Annotated in this window: 22 protein-coding genes; 7 read left to right on the top strand and 15 right to left on the bottom strand. The window is 54.3% G+C overall.

What is annotated here, in order from left to right; all coding sequences use genetic code 11:
* Window positions 1-249: 249 nt before the first annotated feature.
* The 12 genes from BM123_RS09965 to map form a co-directional block, all read right to left on the bottom strand.
* Window positions 250-2982 carry a CHAT domain-containing protein gene (locus BM123_RS09965; protein ID WP_139211831.1) on the bottom strand — a complete coding sequence of 911 codons (2733 nt, stop codon included), beginning with the start codon at window positions 2980-2982 and terminating at the stop codon, window positions 250-252.
* A 15-nt stretch (window positions 2983-2997) separates the two neighbouring features.
* Window positions 2998-5097, bottom strand: coding sequence for a S8 family serine peptidase (locus tag BM123_RS09960; protein WP_090167843.1), 2100 nt, complete (start codon window positions 5095-5097; stop codon window positions 2998-3000).
* A 160-nt stretch (window positions 5098-5257) separates the two neighbouring features.
* Window positions 5258-6010 (bottom strand): anti-sigma factor, encoded by a 753-nt coding sequence (locus BM123_RS09955; protein WP_090167840.1) that lies wholly within the window; start codon window positions 6008-6010, stop codon window positions 5258-5260.
* A 4-nt stretch (window positions 6011-6014) separates the two neighbouring features.
* Window positions 6015-6575, bottom strand: a complete 561-nt coding sequence (locus BM123_RS09950; RefSeq protein ID WP_090167838.1) for an RNA polymerase sigma factor — start codon at window positions 6573-6575, stop codon at window positions 6015-6017.
* A 384-nt stretch (window positions 6576-6959) separates the two neighbouring features.
* Entirely contained in the window at window positions 6960-7436 is a 477-nt protein-coding gene (gene rplQ, locus BM123_RS09940) for a 50S ribosomal protein L17 (protein ID WP_090167834.1), read from the bottom strand.
* Window positions 7437-7675: 239 nt separating this feature from the next.
* On the bottom strand, window positions 7676-8680 hold the full coding sequence (locus BM123_RS09935) for a DNA-directed RNA polymerase subunit alpha (protein WP_090167832.1): 1005 nt from the start codon (window positions 8678-8680) through the stop codon (window positions 7676-7678).
* A 201-nt stretch (window positions 8681-8881) separates the two neighbouring features.
* Complete coding sequence (gene rpsD, locus BM123_RS09930) at window positions 8882-9496, bottom strand: 30S ribosomal protein S4 (RefSeq protein ID WP_090167830.1); 615 nt, start codon at window positions 9494-9496, stop codon at window positions 8882-8884.
* 65 nt (window positions 9497-9561) lie between these two features.
* Complete coding sequence (gene rpsK / locus BM123_RS09925) at window positions 9562-9957, bottom strand: 30S ribosomal protein S11 (protein WP_090167829.1); 396 nt, start codon at window positions 9955-9957, stop codon at window positions 9562-9564.
* Entirely contained in the window at window positions 9957-10334 is a 378-nt protein-coding gene (gene rpsM / locus BM123_RS09920) for a 30S ribosomal protein S13 (protein WP_090167827.1), read from the bottom strand. The genes rpsK and rpsM overlap by 1 nt, the downstream gene beginning before the upstream one ends.
* Before the next feature lie 19 nt (window positions 10335-10353).
* Complete coding sequence (gene rpmJ / locus BM123_RS09915; RefSeq protein ID WP_071596776.1) at window positions 10354-10470, bottom strand: 50S ribosomal protein L36; 117 nt, start codon at window positions 10468-10470, stop codon at window positions 10354-10356.
* Between the two features lie 49 nt (window positions 10471-10519).
* Window positions 10520-10738, bottom strand: coding sequence for a translation initiation factor IF-1 (infA, locus tag BM123_RS09910; protein ID WP_020569089.1), 219 nt, complete (start codon window positions 10736-10738; stop codon window positions 10520-10522).
* A 287-nt stretch (window positions 10739-11025) separates the two neighbouring features.
* Window positions 11026-11907 (bottom strand): type I methionyl aminopeptidase, encoded by an 882-nt coding sequence (gene map / locus BM123_RS09905; RefSeq protein WP_175489319.1) that lies wholly within the window; start codon window positions 11905-11907, stop codon window positions 11026-11028.
* Window positions 11908-12267: 360 nt separating this feature from the next.
* On the opposite strand from map, the gene BM123_RS09900 reads away from it, so the two are divergent.
* The 3 genes from BM123_RS09900 (at window position 12268) to BM123_RS09890 (ending at window position 16379) form a co-directional block, all read left to right on the top strand.
* Window positions 12268-13038: a ParA family protein gene (locus tag BM123_RS09900; RefSeq protein WP_090167825.1), complete on the top strand. Its 771-nt coding sequence runs from the start codon at window positions 12268-12270 to the stop codon at window positions 13036-13038.
* 118 nt (window positions 13039-13156) lie between these two features.
* Complete coding sequence (locus BM123_RS09895) at window positions 13157-14644, top strand: ArnT family glycosyltransferase (RefSeq protein ID WP_090167823.1); 1488 nt, start codon at window positions 13157-13159, stop codon at window positions 14642-14644.
* A gap of 196 nt (window positions 14645-14840) precedes the next feature.
* A complete protein-coding gene (locus BM123_RS09890) occupies window positions 14841-16379 on the top strand; it encodes a hypothetical protein (RefSeq protein WP_090167821.1) in 1539 nt (512 codons plus the stop codon).
* Window positions 16380-16441: 62 nt separating this feature from the next.
* Here the strand turns inward: BM123_RS09890 and BM123_RS09885 are convergent, their stop codons facing one another.
* On the bottom strand, window positions 16442-18949 hold the full coding sequence (locus tag BM123_RS09885; protein ID WP_090167819.1) for a fibronectin type III domain-containing protein: 2508 nt from the start codon (window positions 18947-18949) through the stop codon (window positions 16442-16444).
* 145 nt (window positions 18950-19094) lie between these two features.
* Window positions 19095-20372 (bottom strand): metal-dependent hydrolase family protein, encoded by a 1278-nt coding sequence (locus BM123_RS09880; RefSeq protein WP_090167817.1) that lies wholly within the window; start codon window positions 20370-20372, stop codon window positions 19095-19097.
* Window positions 20373-20442: 70 nt separating this feature from the next.
* Between BM123_RS09880 and BM123_RS09875 the strand changes: the two genes are divergently transcribed.
* From BM123_RS09875 to BM123_RS09860, 4 genes are all read left to right on the top strand, one after another.
* Window positions 20443-20802: a hypothetical protein gene (locus BM123_RS09875; protein WP_139211830.1), complete on the top strand. Its 360-nt coding sequence runs from the start codon at window positions 20443-20445 to the stop codon at window positions 20800-20802.
* A gap of 77 nt (window positions 20803-20879) precedes the next feature.
* A complete protein-coding gene (locus BM123_RS09870; RefSeq protein ID WP_090167812.1) occupies window positions 20880-21239 on the top strand; it encodes a hypothetical protein in 360 nt (119 codons plus the stop codon).
* Entirely contained in the window at window positions 21239-22567 is a 1329-nt protein-coding gene (locus tag BM123_RS09865) for a sugar porter family MFS transporter (RefSeq protein ID WP_090167811.1), read from the top strand. The genes BM123_RS09870 and BM123_RS09865 overlap by 1 nt, the downstream gene beginning before the upstream one ends.
* A gap of 302 nt (window positions 22568-22869) precedes the next feature.
* Window positions 22870-23226: an MmcQ/YjbR family DNA-binding protein gene (locus tag BM123_RS09860; protein ID WP_090167809.1), complete on the top strand. Its 357-nt coding sequence runs from the start codon at window positions 22870-22872 to the stop codon at window positions 23224-23226.
* A 48-nt stretch (window positions 23227-23274) separates the two neighbouring features.
* On the opposite strand, the gene BM123_RS09855 is transcribed toward BM123_RS09860, so the two are convergent.
* The gene (locus BM123_RS09855) at window positions 23275-24342 is read right to left on the bottom strand and encodes an isoaspartyl peptidase/L-asparaginase family protein (protein WP_090167953.1); all 1068 of its coding nucleotides are present in this window, start codon (window positions 24340-24342) and stop codon (window positions 23275-23277) included.
* Window positions 24343-24468 lie beyond the last annotated feature (126 nt).

The following is a 24468-nucleotide window of genomic DNA, read 5'->3' as shown; positions in this document are numbered from 1 at the left end:
ATATGCGATATGCGATATGCGATATGCGATAAAATCGAACGCTTCCCATCAAACCCCAAACATAACGATAGATTTAACGCCTCAAAACAACCCGTAGTCCCGATAGGGACGGATCTAAACTTTTAGCGAGGTACGTAAGAGCGGCGAAGCCAGCGATGGAGTGCCTCGCAAAGGAAAGGGCAAGATCTAACCAGGGCACGCAAAAGCGGCGAAGCCAGCACCGGAAGGTCCAATATCTCAAATTCAGATTCACCTCCGCCACCACCAAATACCCAATCCCAGCAACAGAACACCAACCCCCGCCATCCACCAGGGAAAATTGCCCGCAGGCAGCGTGCCGGCATCTCCGTAATAGGTAAGTCCGGCCCAGTAGTAGGGAGATTTGAGGTAGGCGGGGATATCTGTTCGATCGAGGTAAGCAAGCTGGGCCCGATGCAGCGCATCGGGTTTTGGTGCTCCGCCGGCGAGTTCTTCGTAGAAAGTAGTGACAACTCCGGCGGTAGCCCGGTCGTTGAGCGACCAAAGACTGGCCACAACACCACGAGCACCGGCAGCCGTGAAGGCCCGCCCCAGGCCCAGCACGCCCTCGCCCCGGGCCAGCGGCCCGATGTTACTTTGGCAGGCGCTGAGGGTAACGAGCGCTGCGGGCAGGCGCAGGGCGTAGACATCGGGCAGGTAGAGCGGCGCATCGGCCGTCAGGATGCGGGCAGGCTCTTCGCCGCTGCGGTTAGCGTAGGCATGGGTGGACAGGTGCAGGAGGCTGTGCGAACTGGCTTCCTTCAGAAAAGCGGATCGGGTAGCGGAGCCGGCAGTACGTTCCACGCTTGTGTAAGGACTAAGCGCATCCGCTTCCACTTGGCTGAAAGCCAGGGTTGGAGCAGTTTCATTGGCCGTGGTTTCGGTGAAAGGAGCGAAGCAGTAGGCGCTCGTATTGACCCGGCGGTCGGCTTTGTTCTGCCGGGCAAGCACGGTAGCTGACTGCGCGTAACTCAGCAGGTTCCGGCGTAACAAATAGGGGGCCGTGGCGACATCAGAAGCCCCCGCTTCCGTGATCAGGGCAGCGAATGGCAGGTAAGCGAGCAGGCCATCAGGCACAATGAGTAAGCGCTCATTGGGGGCGCTCCCCGCAGGTGCCAGGAGAAGTTCATAGGCAGTGTGCGCGGCCCGCAGATAGTCTCCGGCTCCGCCGTCGATCTTTCCGGCGGAGGTGAAAAATTCGAGCATTTCCCCTACGGCAGCTTCCAAGCTATCCGTTGCCCCCAGAGAAATGACTTCGCTATCCGTAGGGGTCAGAACCAGCAGGAAAGCTTCCTGCTCGCCGAGAAAGTAAGCCAGCTGCCGATCATAGCCCAGTGCCGAAAGCTGGGCCCGGGCCGCTTCCTCCCCGAGGACATCTGTCTCCACACTGGCCCCCATGATGCCCGGATAGCGAACGGCCAGTTCCCTCCGCAGGGACGCAAGGCTATCGCGAGCCGCCAACAGGGCGGCCTGGCCAGCTTCCCGCCCCTCCGGCATAAGGTCAAACTGCTCTCGCTGCTGCTCCAGCAGCAGGTTCGTTAGCCGGGACAAACGGGAGGCATCCCCTTCCGGCAATTGCTGCAGGGCATCCGCCTCCGCCAGCGACTGCAGCAGCAACACCGCCCGGCTTTTCTCGAAAAAGTGAAGGGCTTGTTCCGGCTCCTCCATCTGTTGTGACAGCCGGATGGCTCGTTCGTAGATGGGCATCGCCCGCTTACGCCAGAAGAGCTGGCCCACCTCACCAGCCAGACCGGCGCGGATTTCGTCGGTCAGTCCGTCCGCAGCGTAGAGTACTTCAAGGGCATCCGCCGGGCGGCCAGCGGACTCCAGCATGCGGGACAAGTCTCGGAGATAGACAAGTAGATCTATTTTGTAGGGGCTGGCCCGCAGCTGTTCGGTGGTGGGGGCGAGCCGCTCGCCCGTCATCCGAAAACCGGGTGCCAGTTGAGCAATGGCCTCCCCTACCCGGTTAATCGCCTCATCATAGTCTTTTCGTTGCAAGGCCACTTCTGCACCATTGTCATAGGCCTGAGCGATGAACAGAGGGTCTTCTTCTTCCAGCGCAATGCTCCGGTTTTCGTCGTACCAGCGCTCAGCTTCCTCCGGAGCATTTGTTTTAAGTGCCAGCAGGGCGAGCAGGCTTTGCATTCGGCTCAGGTCCGTAAGCGGCAGGTAATCCTGCACCTTCCGGGCCGGGCCGAGGGCCCGGCGGGCGGCGGCGTATTGCCCTTGCTTGTAGCGGATATTGGCCAGGTTGATCCCCGTAGCATACACCCAGCGTTCTACGCCGAGGGCTTCGAGCTGCGCCAGCGCAACTTCCGTTGCACCTGCGGCCGCGCCCAGCTCCCCACGCTCCAGTAATTGCTCCCCCAAGAGGCGATTAGCCTCCGCCGTAAAAAAGGGGAAACCCTCCGCTGCCCCACGCTCTTTTACGATTTCCAAATGACGCGCGCCCTCTTCAAAATTGCCCAGTAAATTATTCATGTAGCCCAGGTCGAGCAAGCTGCGCAGCCAGCGCTTATTCTTCTCCTTATGCTCTACCAATGAAAACACCCGGCTGGCTTCCTGATAGTACGCCCGGGCCCGTTGATATTCTGCCCGCCGGGAATGAAACAAACCCAGATTATAGTTGATCCGGCCCAGCATCAATTTCTCTTCGCCCGGCGGTTGGGCTTTCCGGAATTCCACCAGGGCCAACTCCCCCATCCCGATGGCGTCTTCCAGATTTTCTTTACCGAAGAAATAAGCGCTCCGGCTGTAATAAACGGAAGCCAAAGAATCCGCAGAAGTAGGGCAAACAATCCGCACGGAATCCGCTACACCAGGATGGTGGTCACCACCCGCAAAGAGTCTCTCCCGCAAGTCTTCCACCGTAGGGCACTGCGCCTTCGCTCCGCTAAAAGCGCAGAGTAAGAGGAGTAAAAACGGCAGGCGACAACTATACATAGCGTTATTAACTCCCACAAAAATGCCTTTTCATCACCGCTTTACCAAACTCTCCACTCTCACCCGGTCTCCCTGCCGGACCACCATGAGGTATCCACCATCCGGCTGACCATCCAGCGAAAAGCTCAGTTTACTCCCTTTGGTCAGGAACACATCCGTCTCTTTAGCAATAAGATTTCCGGCCTTACCGAGCAAACTTACTTCCCCCGCCTGAAGATCTGAGAAAGCCGTCAGCACGGCATTTCCCGTGGTGCCGTCAAAGCTTACGCCAAAGCCGGTATTGGTGGAAGGGCGGCTGATTTCAGGTTCTTCGTCGCAGGGGGCTGCGGGTTTTAACAGGTTACCATCCAGGACAAAAAGCCCGAGGCTACCGGGCTCCTTAGTAGCCGAGGAGAGCAAGTAATTTTTAGTAGCTACGGTGTTTTTGCCATTCTCGCAGGTGTACAGTGCCGCCACGGCCGTAACGGCCGGCGTGGCCATGGATGTCCCGCTCTTAAGGCCTCGTCCGCCACCGGGCACACTACTCTCGATCTCAACACCTTGAGCCAGCAGATCAACGAAGGAGGCATTGAAATTGGAGAAGGGAGCTATTTCCGCTTCGGCAGATCCGTTGAGGAAGTAAGCTCCTACGCCCACCACATTGTTCAGGGAAGTAGTTGCGGGGTTCTGCTGATCCGCAATCAAATTCAGTGAGTCATTGCCTACGGCCGCCAAAACGAGCGCTCCGTAACTTCCTGCCGTATCGATGGCATTGCGCAAAATCGTTCCACCACCACCATAGAAGCCCCAGCTGGCATTGATCACCGCTGCATTGTCTTGCACGGCGGCCTGCAGGACGCCGCAAGAAGCCGCGAAGAGTGTTCCTACTCCATAGCTATTATGGGTTTTGTAGGGAATAATTCGGAAATCACAGTTATCACAATCCGCCAGCGTTTCCGCAATGACACCAGCGATGTGAGTACCATGGCTATGGTCATCCTGCGGGTTGTTGTTATCGTCCACGTAGTTCCAGCCCATCGGGTCATCCACGTTGCAGTTACCGTCCTGATCTCCGCCGTCGCCGATGCCATCATCGCTTCTAAAGACATAGCCGGCCAGGTCAGGATGGTCATAGTCGAGGCCAGTATCCAGAATGGCAATGTTGATTGCACCAGCCGGAGCCGGACTGAAGGAAGAAATATCTGCCGCCGTTAGTGGCATGGCCGGAGCCGGTGGCTGGTTCTGTAGTTCGTTGAAGTTGTAATAATTGAGTTCCACTTCATCGATGGTTCCGGAGGAGCCTCCGCCGAGTACACGTTCCAGAATATCACCCGGGTCTCCGAGCACCTCCCCGGAAACGGGGTCAAAGAAGTTCCCTCCCGGCAACTCCCACAGTTCCAGCCGGTCGCAGACGCAGGATTGCACCCGAACAGCTCCGAGTTGCATCCGGATGTTGTCCCTTTCCGCCTGGGAAATCGACGGCATAAAATCAAGTACGAGCTGATACGGCACCGCTGCGCCACCAGCAGAGTCTACGACAAAGGGGATGCCATAATCTTCCAGCGACTGCCCGACTGAGCGGGGGAAAGTAGGCCGGGGTGGCCGGGTCTCTGACAAACGGACATCATCCAACAGCCAGAAAAACAGGCCTCCTTCCACATCAAACTCCACTTGCACCCGGTTAAGTCCGGGCAGTAAGTCCGTTAAGTCAATAATGCGGTAATCTCCGGATGAGGTTTCTTCTCCCGGTGTCAACTCCGGCAGTAGCTCAATTTCCCGTAAAACAATTCCTCCTCCGTCACGGATGATCACTCTTCCCTGTCCGCCATTACTCCTGATGTACTGATAGAAGCTCAGGAACAGACCACTTGTTCCTCCCGGAATATCAACCGTTGGGGAGAGCAATTGTGCGTCCTGCTCCGGGTTGGCAAAAAGGGCTGCTCCACCTTCTGAGAAGGATCGTATGGCCGTTCTGCCACGCCAATCAGCCGTAAACACCGTATCTGCTGCACCGTTGGCGTTCCAGCCCCAGGAGCCGTTGGGCGTCCAGTTGTTTAAGCCTGCATTGAAAGGTTCCTGTAAAAATTGCCCGCTCAGCGTGGAAACTGATAGCAGAAAAAGGAACAACAGTTGCTTTGTTATTATTCTTCGCATGTTTGTACAATTGAGTCTTGGGATGATAAATCAGCCAGGCAGCAAAAACATAAAACAAGGGCAAAACACATGCCTGCCAGGTCAATAAAAGCGTAGTGAAAACTAACAAAAAGATACTTACCCAATTGGGCAGTAAGGCTTACAGATGCACACAGCCAGCTTATAGAGCAGCCCGTAATCGGTCAGCTCGCTCCGTAAGATAAGGGTCGGAAGCGGGGATGAGATCCAAAAAGTCCTTGGCCTTAGCCGTTTCTCCCCGTTTTACCGCAGCCAGTGCCAAATACCAATTTCCGTAGGGAGCCAGTGTGGAGTTCGTATCGACAATCTCTTTGAAGAGACTGATGGCCTCTTCGTCCCGGTCTTCTTCCAATAAGGAAACTCCCAGGGCCAGGCGTGCGCGCTCATCATCCGATTGCACGACCAGGTATTCCCGCAACAAGCTGATGGCGTCGGTATACTCTCCGCTATTGTAAGCCGTTTCGGCCTGGGTGGCCAGGTTGCCAGAGTCTCCCCGTTCAGTCAGGGAAAGTGGCTCGTGCTGAGCAAACTGCTCATAATGATCAGCCTCTCCCATAAACTGCCCTCCGGCAATAACCGCCAGTGCGATGGCGGCAGCCGCCGCAATACCTATCCACCAACGCCGGCTACGGCCCGCTGCCGGGCGAAGCTGTCGAACAACGGCTGGCTCTTCTTCCCGTTCAGGGAAATACTTTGCGCCCATTGGATTCAGGGTAGCCCGCAGGGAGGCTTCTCCGGCCTCCGCTTTGAGATGCTCGTGTAGCTGTCTTCGCTCAGCGAGTGCCGTGGCAAAAGCAGGATCGGATGTTACCCGCTCTTCTACTGCAGCTTTTCGCTCCGCTGAGAGTTCCCCCTGCAGGTAAGCCTCGATTTCCAGGTAGTCTTCTTCTTTCATCTTTTCACCTTTGGCTGTCAAACAATTCCCGCCAGCGGGTCAGGCAGGCATTTTTACGGCGGTAGACGGTGTTGGCATTCGGCATTCCCAGCCGTTCTGCGGCCTCGCTGGAAGAAATACCCCGCCCTAACAGGCGAAGTAACTTCTGACAGGTTTCGGAAAGCTGACTCAAAGCCTTATCCAGGCGCTGCTTTTCCAGTTCATCGTTTTCCCACCGCTCATAGGCCGAAACCGTCGCGGGTTCAGGTAGATATCGTTCCGCTTCCGCTTTTCTTACCTCCGCTTCCTTCTTTTTTCCACGCAACTGACTGATCCACTGGTTTCGGCAAATTGTAAAGACTAGTGCATTGATCGGGCAGGTCAGCCGGAAATCAGCTTTATGCGCGCTTCGGTGCAAGCTAATGAGCGCCTCCTGAAATAAGTCGCTGGCATCAGCAACGGTTCCATTATTGTTCAAGACCCACTGGGTGATCCCCGGGCTGCACGTCTGGTACAACTCCTCTAATGTGGCAGAATCATTCTCCCGCAACGCTACCAGAAAACGAGAATCCGGATGCTCTTGCATACGTATGGGTGGACGGTGAAAAAATAGTTGATAAAAAATCCTGCCCGAAGGTAAGACATTAGCCCTGCTTGCGATCTCTTCCTGTGTATTGCTTTTGTTTGACCACTTACACCCGGAACCCTACAACAAATTTTCAATCCACTGCCGGCGGGCCTTTCCTGCCGTGACAGATTTTAATCCCATGAACGTTTCCCTATTAATGTAGCGCCGGCTCTCTCCTTCGGGAGGGAGCCGGCTTTTGGTTTGGGGAGGAAGTTTTACGCACAGGGCGCTCACCGCAGGTGCAAGGAAAGCTACCATGCAAGCAGGGTCTCCCCAAACGAAAAAACCCGAAAGCGCCATACAGCACTTCCGGGTTTTCCCTTAATCATTGTTGAAAGAAGACTACTCTTCTTCAGCAGCAGCTGGTGCCGCTGCGGCAGCAGCTTTCTTAGCACCTCCACCACCACGGCGGCTACGGCGGGTCTTACCACCTTTCTTCTTGTCACCCTTGGTGTATACATCGTTGTAGTCAACGAATTCGATCATGGCTGTCTCAGCACCGTCTCCCATCCGGAAGCCAGTCTTGATCACCCGCAGGTAACCACCGGGGCGGTTAGCCACTTTGGGGCCAATTTCAGTGAACAGTTCCGTAACCGCTTCCTTATTTTGCAGGTAGCTGAATACGGTACGGCGGTTGTGCATGTCATTCGTCTTTCCCTTCGTGATCAGGGGCTCAGCGAAGGTCCGCAGCGCCTTGGCCTTAGCCAGGGTGGTGTTGATCCGCTTGTGCGTGATGAGGGCGATGACCATGTTGCGAAGCGTAGCTTTGCGGTGGGCGCTCTTGCGACCCAAGTGGTTGAATTTCTTACCGTGACGCATGTCTCAGTGGTTTTGCCGGCAACACTTGCTTGCGGTTCAGCACAGGTCGGGCACCTGTTCCCCGCGTGGGTTATTACCGTTGTTGTTTATAATAGCGTTCGGGTTACGAACGGCCCTGTTTTAGCCTTGTAGTTTGGTAGTCTTGTAGGCTGCCGCATTTTATAGGCGGCAATGTGTTTCATTGAGTAACACCTCCAACGTGCGTCAGCCTACCAGACTACAAGCACTACCGGACTACCTTACTCTTCGTCCAGCTTGTACTTGCTAAGGTCCATCCCGAAGGTCAAACCTTTTTCTACCAGCAGTTCTTCGATTTCTACGAGCGACTTCTTACCGAAGTTGCGGAACTTGAGCAGTTCGTGCGTGTCGTAGCGAACGAGTTCGCCGAGGCTGTTAATTTTGGCTGCCTTAAGACAGTTGTAAGCGCGAACGGAAAGATCGAGATCTTCCAGGCTCGTCTTGAGCAACTTGCGCATGTGCAGGATGTGCTCGTCAACGATGGTCTCCTCGCGGGTTCCACCTTTTTCGAATACAATCTCTTCGTTGGTAATCAATACGAGGTGCTGGATAACGATGTTAGCAGCTTCCCGTACGGCATCCTCCGGGTGGATGGTACCGTCAGTCTTAACGTCGAGGATCAGGTTTTCGTAGTCCGTCCGCTGACCAACACGAGTGCTTTCCACGCGGTAAGCTACGTTCTTGATGGGCGTGTAGATGGCGTCAACCGGAATAACACCGATGGGTGCATTCTTCGACAGGCTGTCATCCGCTGGAACGTAACCGTGACCCTTCGTGACCGTAAGCTCAACTTCCAGGTTGACGAAAGACTCCATCGTACAGATCAACAGTTCAGGGTTCATCACCTTGAACACGTTGGTGTGGTCATCAATGTCCTGAGCCGTAAACTGCTCTTTGCCGCTGATGGTCAGATAGATCTTTTCTTCTGCTTCGCTCTCCTCGCTTTGGATAACCTGCTTGAGGCGCACCTGCTTGAGGTTAAGAATGATTTCCACTACATCTTCGGTCACCCCTCTGATGGTAGAGAACTCATGGTCTACACCGGCAATACGGATAGCAGAAACAGCAAAACCTTCCAGGCTGCTCAGAAGCACACGACGAAGGGAATTACCGATGGTTTGGCCGAAACCGGGTTCCAGGGGCTTGAATTCAAAAGTGCCTTGAAAATCATCCGCTTTTTGCATCGTGATTTTGTCCGGCTTCTGGAAGTTCAGAATACTGCTCATATGTCAATTTGATCTTTGAGTGAGGTTACACCGGCTAAAAGGAGCCGGTAAACACCTGGGACGCTAAATTAATTTGTCCCCAGCGGGCCGAAGGCCTGGCTGGGGACTGGATGGCGGTCCGGGGCGGGATGGACCATAATGCCACCCGAGGGGGGCTCTTTCGCTCACCGTTATAAGTAGCGGGCGAAAGAAGAGTACGTTTTACTTAGAGTAAAGTTCAACGATCAGCTGAGCGTTGATTTTCTCCGGAATGTTGTCGCGCTCAGGGTAAGCCAGGAAGGTACCTTCCATCTTATCCTGCTGGAAAGACAACCAACCGAAGTTACGAACTTCGCTCTTACCGTTGACGGTATCACGAATAACGTCCATTCCCTGAGACTTGCCACGAACAGAGACGACATCTCCCGGGCGAAGCTGAGTAGAAGGAACGTTGTTCAAACGACCATTCACCATAATGTGACGGTGAGAAACCAACTGACGGGCAGCACGGCGCGTTGGCGCGAGGCCGAGGCGGAATACCACGTTGTCCAGGCGGGCTTCGAGCAGCTGCAGCAGTACCTCACCGGTAATACCACGACTGGCTTGAGCTTTTTCGAACAAGTTGCGGAACTGCCGCTCGAGTACACCGTAAGTGAACTTGGCAATCTGCTTCTGCGTGAGCTGAAGCTTGTAGTCAGAGGGCTGACGACGCTTGCCACGGGTGTTACCGTGTTGACCGGGCTTGTATTTCTTCTTTTCGAAGGCGCGGCTGTAACCGAAAATCGGTTCGCCAAGAGCGCGGGCTTTTTTAGCCTTAGGACCAGTATATCTAGCCATAGTGACCTGGGGTCTTTATTCCCATCTACCAATAAGGTGAGCGGGGAAGTGATTTTAGATTAGGATTAGACGCGACGACGCTTAGGAGGGCGACAGCCGTTGTGAGGCATTGGCGTAACGTCTTTGATCTTAGAGACGCGGATACCAGCACCATCAAGCGCGCGAATAGCGGCTTCACGACCACTGCCAGGGCCTTTAACGTATACCTCAACTACGCGGAGTCCCAGTTCGTAAGCCGTACGGGCTGCGTTACCGGAAGCTACCTGAGCAGCGTAGGGCGTGCTCTTCTTGGAACCGCGGAACTTTTCCTTACCGGCGGTACCCCAACTGATCACGTCACCCTGCTTGTTAGTAATGGTGATGATAATGTTGTTGAAAGAAGCCTGGATATAAGCCAGTCCTTCATTCTCTACTTTGACCTTACGCTTATTGCCGCGGCCAGCTACTGTTCTCTTAGCCATTACTTAGTAACTTTTTTCTTGTTCGCTACTGTCTTACGCTTACCCTTACGTGTACGGGCGTTCGTCTGCGTACGCTGTCCGCGCAGAGGCAGGCCTTTACGGTGACGAAGGCCGCGGAAGCAGCCAATGTCCATAAGACGCTTAATATTAGTTTGAATTTCCGTTCTCAGATCACCCTCTACCTTATAATCGTTGGTAATGAGGTTAGAGATCGTACGGATATTCTCGTCAGTCCAGTCTACCACTTTGGTGTTATGATCTACACCGGCCTTGTCCAGAATCTCTCCGGCAAGGGTAGAACCTACGCCAAAAACGTAAGTCAGACTAATAATACCGCGTTTGTTACGCGGGAGGTCAACACCTGCTATTCGTGCCATAGTAATTGTCGCTTAAGGCTTATCCCTGACGTTGCTTGAACTTAGGGTTCTTCTTGTTAATGACGTAGACTTTGCCTTTACGACGGACGATTTTGCAATCGACCGAACGCTTCTTGACGGATGGTCTTACTTTCATAATAAATTAGTTTATTCTAACCGGTTTAATCGCAGGCGCTGCAAGTCACTTATTTGTAACGGTAAGTGATTCGCCCGCGGCTGAGATCGTAGGGGCTCATCTCCACTGCTACCTTATCACCCGGAAGGATTTTGATGTAGTGCATCCGCATCTTTCCGGAGATTGTGGCCTTGATTTCGTGGTCGTTTTCAAGCCTTACGCGGAACATTGCGTTAGACAAGGCTTCTTCGATCACGCCATCCTGCTTAATCAGGTTTTTCTTGGACATGTTTTAAATTTCGGAGGGCAAAGGTAGTCTTTTCATTTTACCTGCCCAAATGTTTATAGAATAGTTTTCACTAAGTAAAGGCCTAAAAGTCCGAAGTGGTTGACTTGCAGTTACTTCCACGGCTCCTTCCTGCCAGCGTTCAAAAACGAAAGCAGCCCTCTATCGCATTGTTGTATACAATATATTTTGCCGGGGGGCAGCCTGACCTACAAAAATTTTGCCTGAGGGACAAGTCGTTCCACCCAAACAAAATTTTCAGAAAACCATAATCAGATCGCGAAGAAGTACTACTCTCCCATCATTGCCATTGGCTGGTAACGCTCCACGAGCTCTTCGTCCAGATTGTCTACCTCCTTCAGGTTGGGATTGTTCCGGATGGCCTCCTCGATGGGCCGGTGGTCACTCATCAGGTCAGCGGGGCCACCTCCTTTTGTGATGGCGATGGAATGTTCGTAGTGAGCAGCGGGCTTACCGTCACGGGTAACGATCGTCCAACCATCGGAGCGGCTGTGAACGTCTTTACGGCCCTGCGTGGTCATCGGCTCAATGGCGATGATGAGACCAGACTTCAGGACGGGCCCACGCCCGCGTTTGCCAAAGTTCGGCACGTCGGGGGCTTCATGCAGACTGCGCCCCAGGCCATGGCCCACCAACTCCCGCACTACACCGTAACCGCCTACTTTTTCCGTATACTGCTGAATAGCAAAGCTGATGTCCCCTACCCTTTTCCCTTCACGGGCAGCATCGATACCAAGATAAAGCGAATGCTTGGTGTGGCGGCAGAGTTCCATTACGTCTTCAGCAACGTCGCCCACACAGAAAGTATAGGCGGCGTCTCCGTAGAATTCATTGACGATCGTTCCACAGTCGATACTTAAAATATCACCGTCTTTGAAGACCTGGTTTTCGTCCGGCAGGCCATGTACCACTTCTTCGTTGCGACTCACCAGCAAGGTGGAAGGACAACCATAGAGCCCCTTGAAACCGGGGACGGCGCCGTGGTCCCGGATAAACTCCTCGGCGAAAGTGTCGATTTCTTTGCCCGTAAGTCCCGGGCGGAGCATCTTACCAACTTCCGTTAAAGTCTTTGTCACCAGGAGACAGGCAACGCGGCTGCGTTCAATCTCCTCCGGTGTTTTAAATATCATCTTACGATCCTTCCGACCCATTCTATTTGCTTTCTTACCGCTGTTAACATACTGGTTGACCAGTGGTTGTCTTAAAGGCGCAAAGATATTGTTATTTTGGTGGATAGAACCCAGACACTTCGATAAGCTTAGCAAGTGGCGCTAACGCAGGTGCAAAGAAAGCCTGAAAGCAAGGAAAACCGTTACTAAAGGTCATTGAGCAGCAGTCTCTCTGCCTCTCCAACTTCCCCTGCACCTGCGTCCGCGCCCTTATTCGTCTACTAATCAAACCTTCGACACGCACGAATACGAGTGGTAGGCCAACTGACTATTTGACTTTCTGACTCCCTGACTCCTTGACTCCTCGACTAATTCCCTAACTTCGCCGCCTGAAACAAGCCCATGGGAAAAGTCATCGCAATTGCCAATCAGAAGGGGGGCGTGGGAAAAACCACTACCGCCATCAATCTTGCCGCAAGCCTCGCTATTCTGGAGCGTAAGGTGCTGCTCGTAGATGCTGACCCTCAGGGCAACGCCAGCACCGGCGTTGGCATCCCATCGGACGAGCTGGAGGCCACCATCTACGAAGTACTGGTCAATGATCTCGACGTTGACGAAGTCATCTACGAAACAGAAACGCCCAACCTGCACCTCATTCCTGCAGGCATTCAGTTGGTGGGTGCTGAGGTGGAGCTCATCAATCGTTTCCGCCGCGAAGACGTGATGAAAAACAACATCACGGAAAAATTACGCGACAAGTACGACTACATCATCATCGATTGCCTGCCCAGCCTTGGCCTCATTACGATCAATGCGCTGACGGCAGCCGATACCGTGCTGGTGCCCGTTCAGTGTGAGTATTTTGCCCTTGAAGGACTGACCAAACTGCAAAACACCATCTCCCTGGTGCAGCAGCAACTCAACCCCTCCCTGAAAATTGAGGGCATCCTGCTCAGCATGTATGACCGCCGCCTCCGCCTGGCCAATATGGTGGTAGAGAAAGTCCGCGACATCTTTGGCGATCAGGTCTTTGACACCATCATCCACCGCAACGCCCGCATCAGCGAAGCCCCGAATATGCACATGCCCGTGGTGATGATCAACGCCGGCAGCCGTGGAGCAACGAACTTTCTTAACCTGGCGGAAGAGTTTTTGAAGAAAAACGAAAACTGATTGCGCCGTGGTGGTCTTGTAGACTGGTAAGCAAGAAATACGTTCGCTGGATAAGAAATTCACTATCCCGCTTCCAACGACCGCCTACAAGACTACTCTACTACAAGACTACCGAAGCATGCCCAAAAAAAGCCGCAAAAAAAAGACTTTCATCGAGCAGCCTGAGCCGCAGGCCCGCTCCTCCCGTTTCCAGTTTTTCCTGTGGATCTGTGCGTTCTTTTTCTTCGCCGCTCTCTTGATGCGTCTTGATGTGATTACCGCCTGGCCCGGTGCTGAAAGCTACTCTCTGGATCATGCGCTGAGTAATGCAAGGGGCGACTCCATGCTCTCTTTTCTCTACGGGCTGCTCTTTCCGCTGGGAGAAAACATCGACAGCCAATCACAGGCCATCTGGTTATTCCCCCGCCTGATTTCTGTCATCGCGTTGATTGCCACGGCCGTATTCACCTTTCGTTGGGCGGGTAAACTCTTTGGTAAGGAAGCCATCGGCATGAGCCTGCTCTGTGCTGGTGCGTCCCTGTACCTGCCGTTCTTCGGCAAAGTGGCCACGCCAGACGCGCTGGCCCTGCTCGGTCAGGCCGGTTTCTTCTGGTTGATTCTGCTGGCGGGAGCAGACCGGGAGAAAAACTACCTGCTGCCAGCGGGCATCTTTCTGCTGCTGGGTGGCATCGCCGCCCCACTCTCGACCCTCGTCTTCGGCCTGGGCACCATACTGGCCGGCCGACTCCTGATGGGTGGCGGTAAGCAATGGATGAACCTGCTTTTCCTCCTCGCCATCCCACTGGTCATCCTGCTACTACAGGGCAATCAAGGTATTCGCGCTTACTGGTTCTGGGGCGGGCAGCCACTGGCCTACGGCAAGTTCATCGGCTATAGTCTGCTGGGGATGTTACCGCTGATGGGTTGGCTTATGGCTGGTTTGCGGGACGTGGTCTACAAGGTCCGGCGCGGCGAACAAAGCAGCAAGCTGCTGCTGAGCGGGATGGGCATTGGGCTGCTGACGCAGTCGCTCGTTTTACCGCTTCTACTGGCGGTCGTCGCCGGCAAGCAGATGCAGCTCTACTTCCGGGAAAACAACTACCCCTGGAAAGACTGGGTTCGCGGCGGAGCGGTGTTGCACCTCGTACTGGCCTTCCTGGCGGCCTTTTTCGCGCTCTCCGGTGCGGGGCTGACCTTTGCGGGCGCGGGCTTCCGCGCCGCGCTGGGTATGGCTGCTGCCTACTGGATATTCTCGCTCCTGGGCGTCATCGGCCTCTACGGAGACAAGCGGGATTTCTCCCTGGGCGGAAGTATTCTGTCGGGCATGCTCGGCGTGCTGTTCTTTTGGGTACAGGTATATCCTTATTTTGAAACGGGCCGTAACTGGCCCGACCGCCTCAGCCAGCAGGTTGAGCTGAAGCTCCCTACTTACATCCCTGACCATAAAGACTATTCCCCGGCCCTGCCCTATTTCCGTAAGGCGGGTATTCCCCTTGTCCAGGATTCCGCTAAAGCAGACCTTTACCTGACCAGCTGGCCGATGACCGATACGCTCTCCTCCGCCGGCATTGAGATCAGTGGCCGGATAATTCTGGAGCAACGGACCTTTGGGTTGAAGACGGAGTGAGGGAAAGGAGTGAATGAGTGAATGAGTGAATGAAGGAATGAGAGAAGGAGAGAATGAAGGAATGAGTGAATAGTACCACGTTATGATCACTCTGTGTACCTCTGTGGCGACCTCTTTGTACCTCTGTGGTTAATCCGCCTTCGTCGTGGAGCCCTGCCACAATTACCGTATCTTGCCTTCACCCATAAAGAGATTCATGCCCATTATCACCCCCGAACAGTTAAGTGAGCTACAGGACCAGATTCGCCTTGCGGTAGCTGACGCCGACCTGGAAACAGCCTTTCACCTGCTGGAAGGTGCCTTACCGGCAGGCCGGCCCAAGGCCAACCAGGTCACCCTTCTCAATGGACGGGCCAATGATATTATTGACTTCGACATCAATAACACCCTCTCGACGGATCAGCTGGCCATTTTGCGGAACGAGTTGCGGCTGGACCTGCTCACCTTCGTTGACCATCTCACCCTTCACGATTTTTCAACGGAAGCCAGCACGAGCCGCCCTGAGTTAAAACCAGGCCACCTGCTCTATCAGGTGCCCCCAAAGATGGCCGTCCGGGAAACGCACAAATGTCTGGTCCGGATTGCACACCTGCTCAACCAGGTGCTGGAAGGCCTGCCCTTTGACGATAGTATCTCCCTGGAGGAAATCCCCGTATCGGAGGTGATGGAAGTAGAAATTCTTGACCCCTGCCCGTCTGGTAATCGGGCCTTTGACATCCTGCTGCTTTCCGACGGGGAGCAAGTCGTTGATGAATTTATGGCTACCGAATGGGTTTTCAACGTCCGTCCGCTGCGGGAAGGACAGCACGACCTGATACTTAAGATATCGGTTTTAATTACGGTCGGGGAAAAGGAACGGACGAAGAATATTGTCCTCAGCCGCCCGATTACGGTTGCGGCAGAGCTGGCGGAAGAAGTAGAGCCCCCTTTAATTCGTGTGATGGACGCTCCACAGATTGTGGCAGAGGAAATGATGGTGCTTGAGCCGTCGGTCGAATCTTCCTATTCTGCGCCACCACCACCGATTGTCGCTCCTGCCCCATCGGCCAGCCCCTTACCTGCGCCTGAGATAATACTGGCGAACGATGGAGGGAGTAGGGTTGACCATGCTCCACCTCCTGCCCCAGCGCCCAAAAGAGAGTCTGGTCGAAAACAGTATGGCGGCTGGATGAGTGCGGCCGTACTTGCCCTGGTGCTCGTAGTCGCTACCTTTCTGTTCCTGCCTTCTGAAGGAACAGACACTACTACGACCGTTGCCATTGAGGAGCCCGTCGTCGCGCCCCCCGTCAAGGAGGACCAATTAGCCCTCGATGAAGCAAAGGAGGATGCCCCACAAGAGCCGAAGAGGACGACCAGCACGCAACCAACGGAGGATGCCCGGGAAAATGACCTTACGTCGCCAGAGGTAAAGACTACCCGCCCCGTCAGGGAAAATGCTGACCGGCAGGCGATGAAAGATAATAATCAGACAGTCGCGACTTCAACCGCCTCCAGTAATGATCGGTGGATTGCCGGCCGCGAAAGCATCATTGCCAGGACGGTGCAACTCCGACAGATTCCCCTTGAATTAAGGACACCAACATACGTAGACTCCGTCGTCCGGGCGAAGATGCCCTTTAAGCTGAAGCTGGAGAATGTCGAGAGAAAAAAGCTTACAGATGGCAGCGTTGCTATAACCTACAGCTACATTAGTGATACTGAAGGCCGCCTGATTCTCCGGGATACCATCCGCTAGTACAGGGACAGGCGCGGCCGCAGGTGCAAAGCGGAACGCCGTCAAAGGGTCGTTGGTTACCGTCAGCGAATGGTTACCCGGCGGGCAAAACTCCGGCCGTCGGCCAGTTGAAAGAGCAGAGTGTGAAGGCCGGGTTTCACGCCGCTAAGATCGAGTCGTGGCTCCCCATTAAGTTGGTACGACCGAAGAAAGCGCCCCGAACTTTCGTAGAGCAATATCTCTCCGCCAACCAATGACAGATCTCCCATATCCACTTGCAGGAAGCTCTCTACCGGGTTAGGGAAGAGTTGAACGGTGGCGAAGGCAGGGTCTTCGGAAGAGAGCGGGAAGATCACGACGACCACGTAATCCCGCTTAGTAATACCGTCCTCGGCCGTAACACTTATCGTATGAATGATGGAGCTTGTTCCTTCTTCCATCATCACTTCAGTGCTCGCCAAAGCGGACCGTGTTTGAAAATCGATAAGCGGTAATTCCCCGGAGGAGAAATCGTAGTAGTAAGTCGTAACATCCGGGGCAAAAGTATCGATCGGCACCTCGTCAATAGTGATTTCTGACAGGGCTGCATCCCGGCTCAACACAAGGTCCTCTGGCAGCTCCGCCCCTTCGCCCGGAGCATACTCTCCGTTAACCGTTACGGCAATCCAGTCAATGGTAGCCCCATATTCCTGTCCGGAAGATTTGCCCCATTCAAAAAATTCGCTGGTGTTTTCTTCCGCACTAATGCCCATTAAAAAAGGCTCTGGGTCTTCATCGAGATAGACCGTTACGTTTGGTCCTGACATCGTAATTCTGATAACATGAAAGTCTTCACTCAGGTCAAAGGGCAATGCTCGTTCGGCCGACGACACCGATCTTTCCAGTCTGACGGAGGACTGATTAATGCGGACTTTCTCCCGCCAGCCGAAGCCCCGGATTTCAAAAAAGCTAATCCCGTCGACCTCCGGAGAGATGGCCTTAAAGCGGGCAACTACCGTAATGGAAGTATCGCTTTCCGTATAGCGGTAGCGCCAGCGGAAATTGTCTCCGCTGGCATCATGGAAGGAATAGAAGGAGTTTTCCGCCGCTGCCGGATCTGTGGACGTAGCGTCAACGATGGGGGCATCGGGGGCATTATTAAGTTCCCATAGGTCGCCTTCCTCTTCCGGCCGGGCGTTGCCCCGGAAGAGATACCAGGGAGCATCCGTGTTACCCGTTCCCGTAGTGAAAGTCCACAGCGGGCTTAGTGTCTCTCCGTAATCATTCACTCCCCCGATGCGCCAGTAATAAGTGGTCGATTCCGCTAAATCCGGCACGTAAGACGTTCCGCTTTGATTGCGGACCAGCGGCGGGTCCGTCTCCGTACCAAAATAGACGTTATAGCTTACCGTATTATCGCCGCCACTCCATCGGAGCGTAGCTTCTGTGTTCTGATTCGTGGCGCCATCTCCGGGAAAAGGACTGCCGGGCAGCCCGGGCAGAGCCGTTGAATCGGTAGTGGTAACGGACAGCGTATCGCTAAAGCCGGAAACATTACCTGAGGGGTCAATTGCCCGGACGGAAAAGTCGTAGGTCGTTGAGCCCCTAAGCCCACTAACCGTGGTTGATGTTGCCTGCCCGGACCAGACTTCCGTCCCGTCCTGAAAGAGGCGGTAAGCATCCACTCCGATGTTATCCGTTGCTGCGTCCCAACTAAGGTTCAGTGAGGCGATCATCACCTCACTGGCGACCAGATTCTGCGGGCTCGTCGGTGCTTCGGTATCCGCAATTAGAGTAGGCTCCGGCGGGCAAAGAGCGGCGCTGCTTTCGGAGATACAGAAGTCGGCAAAGTCAGCCGTTTCATCCTTCAGCACCGCTGACTTACTGCGGTAAATCCCCCACTTCGGCCGGTCGTATTGGCCGCCCGTTCGCCAGAGGTCGATATTGTTATTCTCGTAGGCCAGAATGGTCTCTCCGGTGCTGAGGTCGCGGATATTCAGTTCTACTTCTCCGGCTTCGGCGTGTAATTGTCTAAGGTAAACTTCCACCCAGCGGCCACGGAAAAGGTCAAGGTCTGCCTGAGTCAGCACGCCGAGGTCCGTGCCCGTTTCTCCGCCTCTGTGACTAAACTGCAAGACAGAAGCCCTGGCCGTCAGGGTCAGAATGGGTAAACCCGCATCCTCTCCGCCAACGAGTTTATTCTGAAAGATGTGACAAAAGGAAGAGGTGCCCACAAAGTCAGCGGGTAGCTTAAACTTCCAGCGATACCAGGAGCTGGTATTGATCAGGTGCTGGGCCTCCGGGTTGGTGTTAGGCCCACCTTTGATCTCCATACGAACGCGGTCAAAGACCCGGCAACGATCGTTATCTTCCTCAATGTGGCTGTGAAAACGGAAAACGTTCCGCTGCAGCAACTCATCAAAATGTTGAGTAATGTGTGGCCCGAAGGTGGTATGAACACAGTCGGGGTCCTCATAATCAAGCCCGGCGGCAAGTATTGCCGGATAACCGCTGCCACTGCTTCCGCTCGGCCGAACGTTGATCTGTGCAAAGGAAACAGCAAGCGTAAAAAAGAAAAGAAGAGTAAAACAAGAACGAAGTAAATTTTGCATGATCGATACTTAAAATCCGGAGGAGGACAATCCACCTGCGACCACAAAATACAGCATTATTTATTCTGTGTTCTTACTACACGAATGCAAAGACAGAGACAATCGTACGTAAAAGTTGTTGGCCGCACACTTTGCATTGATCGGCTCACTTCACTCTCCGCCCGTCCTTCATCACAAAATCCACCTTTTCCAGTAGATGAATATCCTCTAATGGATTACCCAACACGGCCACAATATCAGCGGTAAAGCCGGGTTTGATTTGCCCAAGCGTTTCTTTTTGCCCCAGGATCATGGCGGCCGTAGACGTGGCGGATATAATGGCGTCCATGGGCTTAACCCCACATTCCACGAGGTAGCCAAACTCCTTGGCATTGTCTCCGTGGGGGCTCACTCCGGAGTCGGTGCCGAAAGCGATTTTCACGCCGCGGGCGTAGTTTCGGGTGAATATTTCTTTTTGCTGCGAGCCAATCTCGATGGCTTTGGGAACGATGATGGCCGGAAAGAAGCCGGGGGTTTTGGCTTTCTCGGCGACGTAGGAGCCGGCACTGAGCGTGGGCACGAGGTAAGTCCCGTATTCGATCATGAGGTCAGCGGTTTCATCGTCCATCAGCGTCCCGTGCTCAATGGTGGTGATGCCAGCTTTGATGGCACGTTGCATTCCACCAACACCGTGGGCGTGGGCGGCGGTGTGCATGCCGTATTCTTTGGCCGCGGTGACAATAGCTTCCAGCTCCTCGTTGCGGAACTGAGCGCCCTGACCGTCTTTGGCAACGGAGAGCACCCCTCCGGTGGCAGTGATTTTGATGCAGTCTGCTCCGTTTTTATAGCGGGTCCGGACCGCCTTCCAGGCTTCGTCGGCGGAATTAACAACGCCGGCCTCCGGCCCGGCATCAAAAGCCAGTTCTTCGTTGCGGCCATTGGAGGGGTCGGCGTGGCCGCCGGTGGTTGCAATGGCTTTCTCCGCCGTAAAGATGCGGGGGCCGATGATATAGCCTTCGTTAATGGCATCCCGCAAGGAGATATTTACCCCGCTGCCCCCAAGGTCACGCACGGTGGTGAAGCCAGCAGCGATGGTCTTACGCATGTAGGTCGTGGCCCGGAGGGCGACGTCGGCGGGGTTCTTGGTGAAGCGTTCAATGTAGGCCCGGGGGTTTAACTCAGACTCTACGTGTACGTGCAGATCAATAAAACCGGGCATGACGGTGCTCTGCTTTAAATCAACCACCTTTGCACCTGCGGCAGCGCCCACATAACCTGCCTCAATACGACTGATTTTTCCATCTTCCACCACGATAGTTTGCTCGGTTAACTCCCCTCCCACCCCGTCGAGAATACGACCGCAGTGGAGGTAGGTAATGGAAGATTGCGCCGGCAGGATAAAGGGCAGCAAGAATAAAAGAAAAAGCTGGATGGAGTATTTCATGCCGAAAAGATACTCGTACGACTTAAATGTACCTACATTAAAGCTTATTTTAGGGAAACAAAACACATTCATGATGAGCAGAGAAAAGATTGGACTGGCCCTTTGGGGTCTCGCGGGCCTGGCCCTACTAGCCAGTGGCACCGCAAAAGTATTCGGAGCAGAAATGATGGTGAATGCGCTGGGCGCCAACACGCTTTGGGTCGGACTGATTGAATGGGCTTGCGTATTGGCAATGTTTCTACCCACCACCCGGCAGTTGGGATTTTTCCTCTGCGCCAGTTATCTGGGCGGGGTAATTGCGACGGAGTGGCTCACGATGGGTGGCGTTCCCATTCCAGGGCTGGTACTAAATACGCTACTCTATGTTGGCATCGCCCTCTATTCGCCTTCGGCTATGGGATATTTGCTGGGAGGGAATAAAGTGGAGTAGCCATAGTGCTGTAAAACCTGTACTTTTTTGGTCGCCCATTAATTAATGGATAGATTGAGCCCTCTAAAGATTCGATCATGAAACAAGAAAAAATTGGATTAGGGATGATTTCTCTAATCGGTGTGGCTATGGCCATCACGGGCGTCCTTAAAATTGTTGGCGCTGAAGAAGCAGCCAAAGGCTTTGGTAACGACATGGCGCCCTACATTTTGGCGGTCATCGAATTCATCATTGCCGCGCTGATCACGATCCCTAAGCGGCGCTTGCTGGGCATCATTCTGGCGGCCAGTTACATCGGCGGCATCATTGCCTTCAGCTGGTTGCATGAGGGCGAATTACCAATTGTCGGCGTAGTCCTTAACATCATCCTTTACGTAGGCACGGTGCTCTACCGCCCCAGCCTGATGAATAATAGCATTGAGAACTCCCCTGTCTGATGAATAGTGCAAAAGTCTGGACCTGGTCGATTACCGTCGCGCTGGGAGGTTTCCTGTTTGGCTTCGATACTGCTGTCATCAGCGGTGTAAATGGCATCATTAAGGCTGAATGGGCATTAGGAGATGTAGCCATTGGTCAGATGGTAGCAGCGGCTCTGTACGGAACGGTTATCGGGGCTATTTTCGGGGGCATCCCTGCGGATAAGTTCGGACGAAAGGCCAGTCTGATCGGTATTGGCCTATTGTTCCTTGTTTCCGCCATTGGCTCCGCCCTGGCTACTGACGTAGTGATGCTGAGCATTGCCCGCTTCATCGGTGGATTAGGGGTGGGCGCCAGCTCTGTAGTTGCGCCTTTGTACATAACCGAAATCGCCCCGGCGAAGTACCGGGGGCAGTTAGTAGCGGCCTTTCAGTTTAATCTGGTCGTTGGTATTCTGGTGGCTTACTTCTCTAACTATGCCGTTGACGCAGCGGGTTTTGGGGATAATTGGCGCCTCATGCTGGGAATTGAAATTATGCCCGCCCTACTCTTTCTGGTGATGCTCTTTCGGGTGCCGCGCAGTCCGCGCTGGCTCATCACTAAAGCTGGCGAAAAGGAAGAGGCGATGGAGGTGCTCCGGATCATTGACCCGGGTACAGCGGAGTCGGAAATGGCCGCAATTGAAGCCAGTAACACGACGAAAGAAACCGTCGCCCTGAGCTCCTTTTTTACCAAAAAATATCGCAAGCCGATCTTCTACGCTTTTCTGTTTGCGCTCTTCAACCAGATTTCTGGCATTAACGCTGTCATCTATTACGCGCCGGACATTTTTGAAGCTGCGGGGCTGGAACGCAGCAGTTCGCTGCTGTCTTCGGTGGGCATCGGTGTCGTCAATGTCGTCTTCACCATGCTGGGGATGTTCCTCATTGACCGGGCCGGCCGGCGTAACCTGATGTACATCGGTTCCTTTGGGTACATCATTTCACTGGGAGCTGTGAGCTGGGCCTTCTTCTCCGGTAATCTCAGTGGAGCCATTGTGCCCGTCTGGCTATTTGTCTTCATTGGCAGCCACGCCATTGGGCAGGGAGCCGTGATCTGGGTTTTCCTTAGTGAGATATTCGGTAATGAGGTACGGGGACTGGGCGCGTCGCTCGGCTCCGCTACGCACTGGGTATTTGCCGCCATCATCGGGGGGAACTTCCCGGTACTGGCCTCGACCTTTGGCGAAGGGCCCATCTTCGCGCTATTTGCCGCCTGTATGGTGCTTCAGTTACTCTTCGTTCATTTCCTGATGCCGGAGACGAAGGGAGTGGACCTGGAAGAGTTGCAGCGGAGGTTGGAGGGCTAGGTTTGGTCTTTTGGTTCTTTGGTCTTTTGGGGCTGCTGTATTTTGGAGGCGGTACAGGGTCGCTTTGCGACAGGGAGGATCTCACGCAGAGGGACGCAGAGAGGCAGAGGGGGAAAGAGGGCCTGCTGCGCAGCGAGGGAGGGTCTCACGCAGAAGGAGGAGGTGGACGCTGAAGATTGCCGTATTTTGGAGGCTCCACAGGGCCCGCTGCGCCACGGAAGAGTTTCCTGTAAATTGCTACATTTGAAAACTACCCTACTAATAGCGGTAGTCCAAAAGACTAACAGACCAAAGAACCAACCATGCATCTCGAACAACTCCGCGATTACTGCCTGTCTAAAGCGGCCACCACTGAAGGGCTTCCTTTTGGTCCGGACACGCTGGTCTTTAAAGCAGCGGGCAAAATGTTTGCAGTAACGGGGCTCGATGAGGAAGACCTGCGCGTCAACCTTAAATGCGACCCCGAATACGCCATTCAGCTACGGGAGCAGCACGAAGAGGTGAAGCCCGGCTGGCACATGAATAAAAAGCATTGGAACACGGTCTACATCGAAGACGGAGACCTCAGCGATGACTTCATTAAAGAACTCATTGACCACAGCTATGACCTGATCATTAAGTCGTTGACGAAGAAGAAGAGGGCGGAATTCGGGCTGTAGCGTCGACTTTAGTCGATGCTTTCCGCCGACTAAAGTCGGCGGTACAAACTATTCTTTGTAAAAGAAAATCTCCCGTTCGCCCCCTGCCTTCAGGTAAGCTCTGTACATACCGGGCGTATTGAAGGGCATGGCGACGTTGCCTTTTGCATCAAGGGCAATGAGGCCGCCAGTGCCTCCTTTTTCTACGAGGGTTTTGTTGATGACGGCATCGGCAGCATCCTGTACGGAGGCGTTTCCGTAGGCCATACGGGCGTGTACATCGTAGGCTACAGCATAGCGGATGAAGAACTCTCCCCATCCCGTACAGCTAACGCCGCAGGTGGCGTTGTCGGCGTAGGTGCCGGCGCCGATCAGGGGGCTGTCTCCGAGGCGATTGTAGCGTTTGTTGGTCATGCCTCCGGTGGAGGTGCCGGCGGCGAGGTTACCGGATTTATCCAGGGCGACGCAACCGACGGTTCCGTACTTCCGGTCAATTTCCTCGATGATACGATTGCCTTCAATTTTTTCCTGTTCTACCTTTTCGCCTTCGAGGGCGCGCTGCAGGGCGGCCCAGCGGTGTTCGGTCCAGAAGTACTTGGGGTCGACGGTTTCCAGTCCCTGCAGGATGGAGAATTCTTCGGCACCTTTACCGGATAGCAGGACGTGTTCGGACTTTTCCAGCACGGCCCGGGCACCGCTGATGGGGTGCTTGAGGTTGGTGACGCCGCCGATGGCGCCAGCGTTTTGGTCGTGGCCCGTCATGAAGCTGGCGTCCATTTCGTTGATGCCGGCGTTGGTAAAAACGGCTCCCTTACCGGCGTTGAAGTGGGGGCTGTCTTCCATTACCCAGATCGTTTTCTCGACGGCATCGGCGGCGGAGCCGCCGGCTTTGAGGACGGCCTCTCCGGCATCAAGGGCGGCGTTCATGGCTGCTTTGATGCCAGCGGCCCGCTCGGGCGTCATGTTTTCGGGCAGGATGGTACCGGCACCGCCGTGGATAACCATGGCGTATTCGGGAGCGGGCGTAGAAGGAGCTTCCATAGCAGCAGTTTTTTCAGCTTCCGGGTCCGATTCAGAGGTGGCGCGGTCGCAGGTGCAAAGCAGAAGAATAAGGGAGCAGAGTAAGAGGGTACGCATAGCCATCAGCGGGAGTGTTTTGCTGGCTAAGGTAGGATTTTTTCGCCCTTTGGAGCCTTTTCTTACGGAAGGCTTTCCTTGCTCTTTCAGCCTGCGCCAGCACCTGCGGCAGCGCCTGACAAGGAT

It is taken from the genome of Neolewinella agarilytica (genome assembly GCF_900110645.1).
Lineage (GTDB): Bacteria > Bacteroidota > Bacteroidia > Chitinophagales > Saprospiraceae > Neolewinella > Neolewinella agarilytica.
This window is presented reverse-complemented; position numbering and strand designations above follow the sequence as displayed.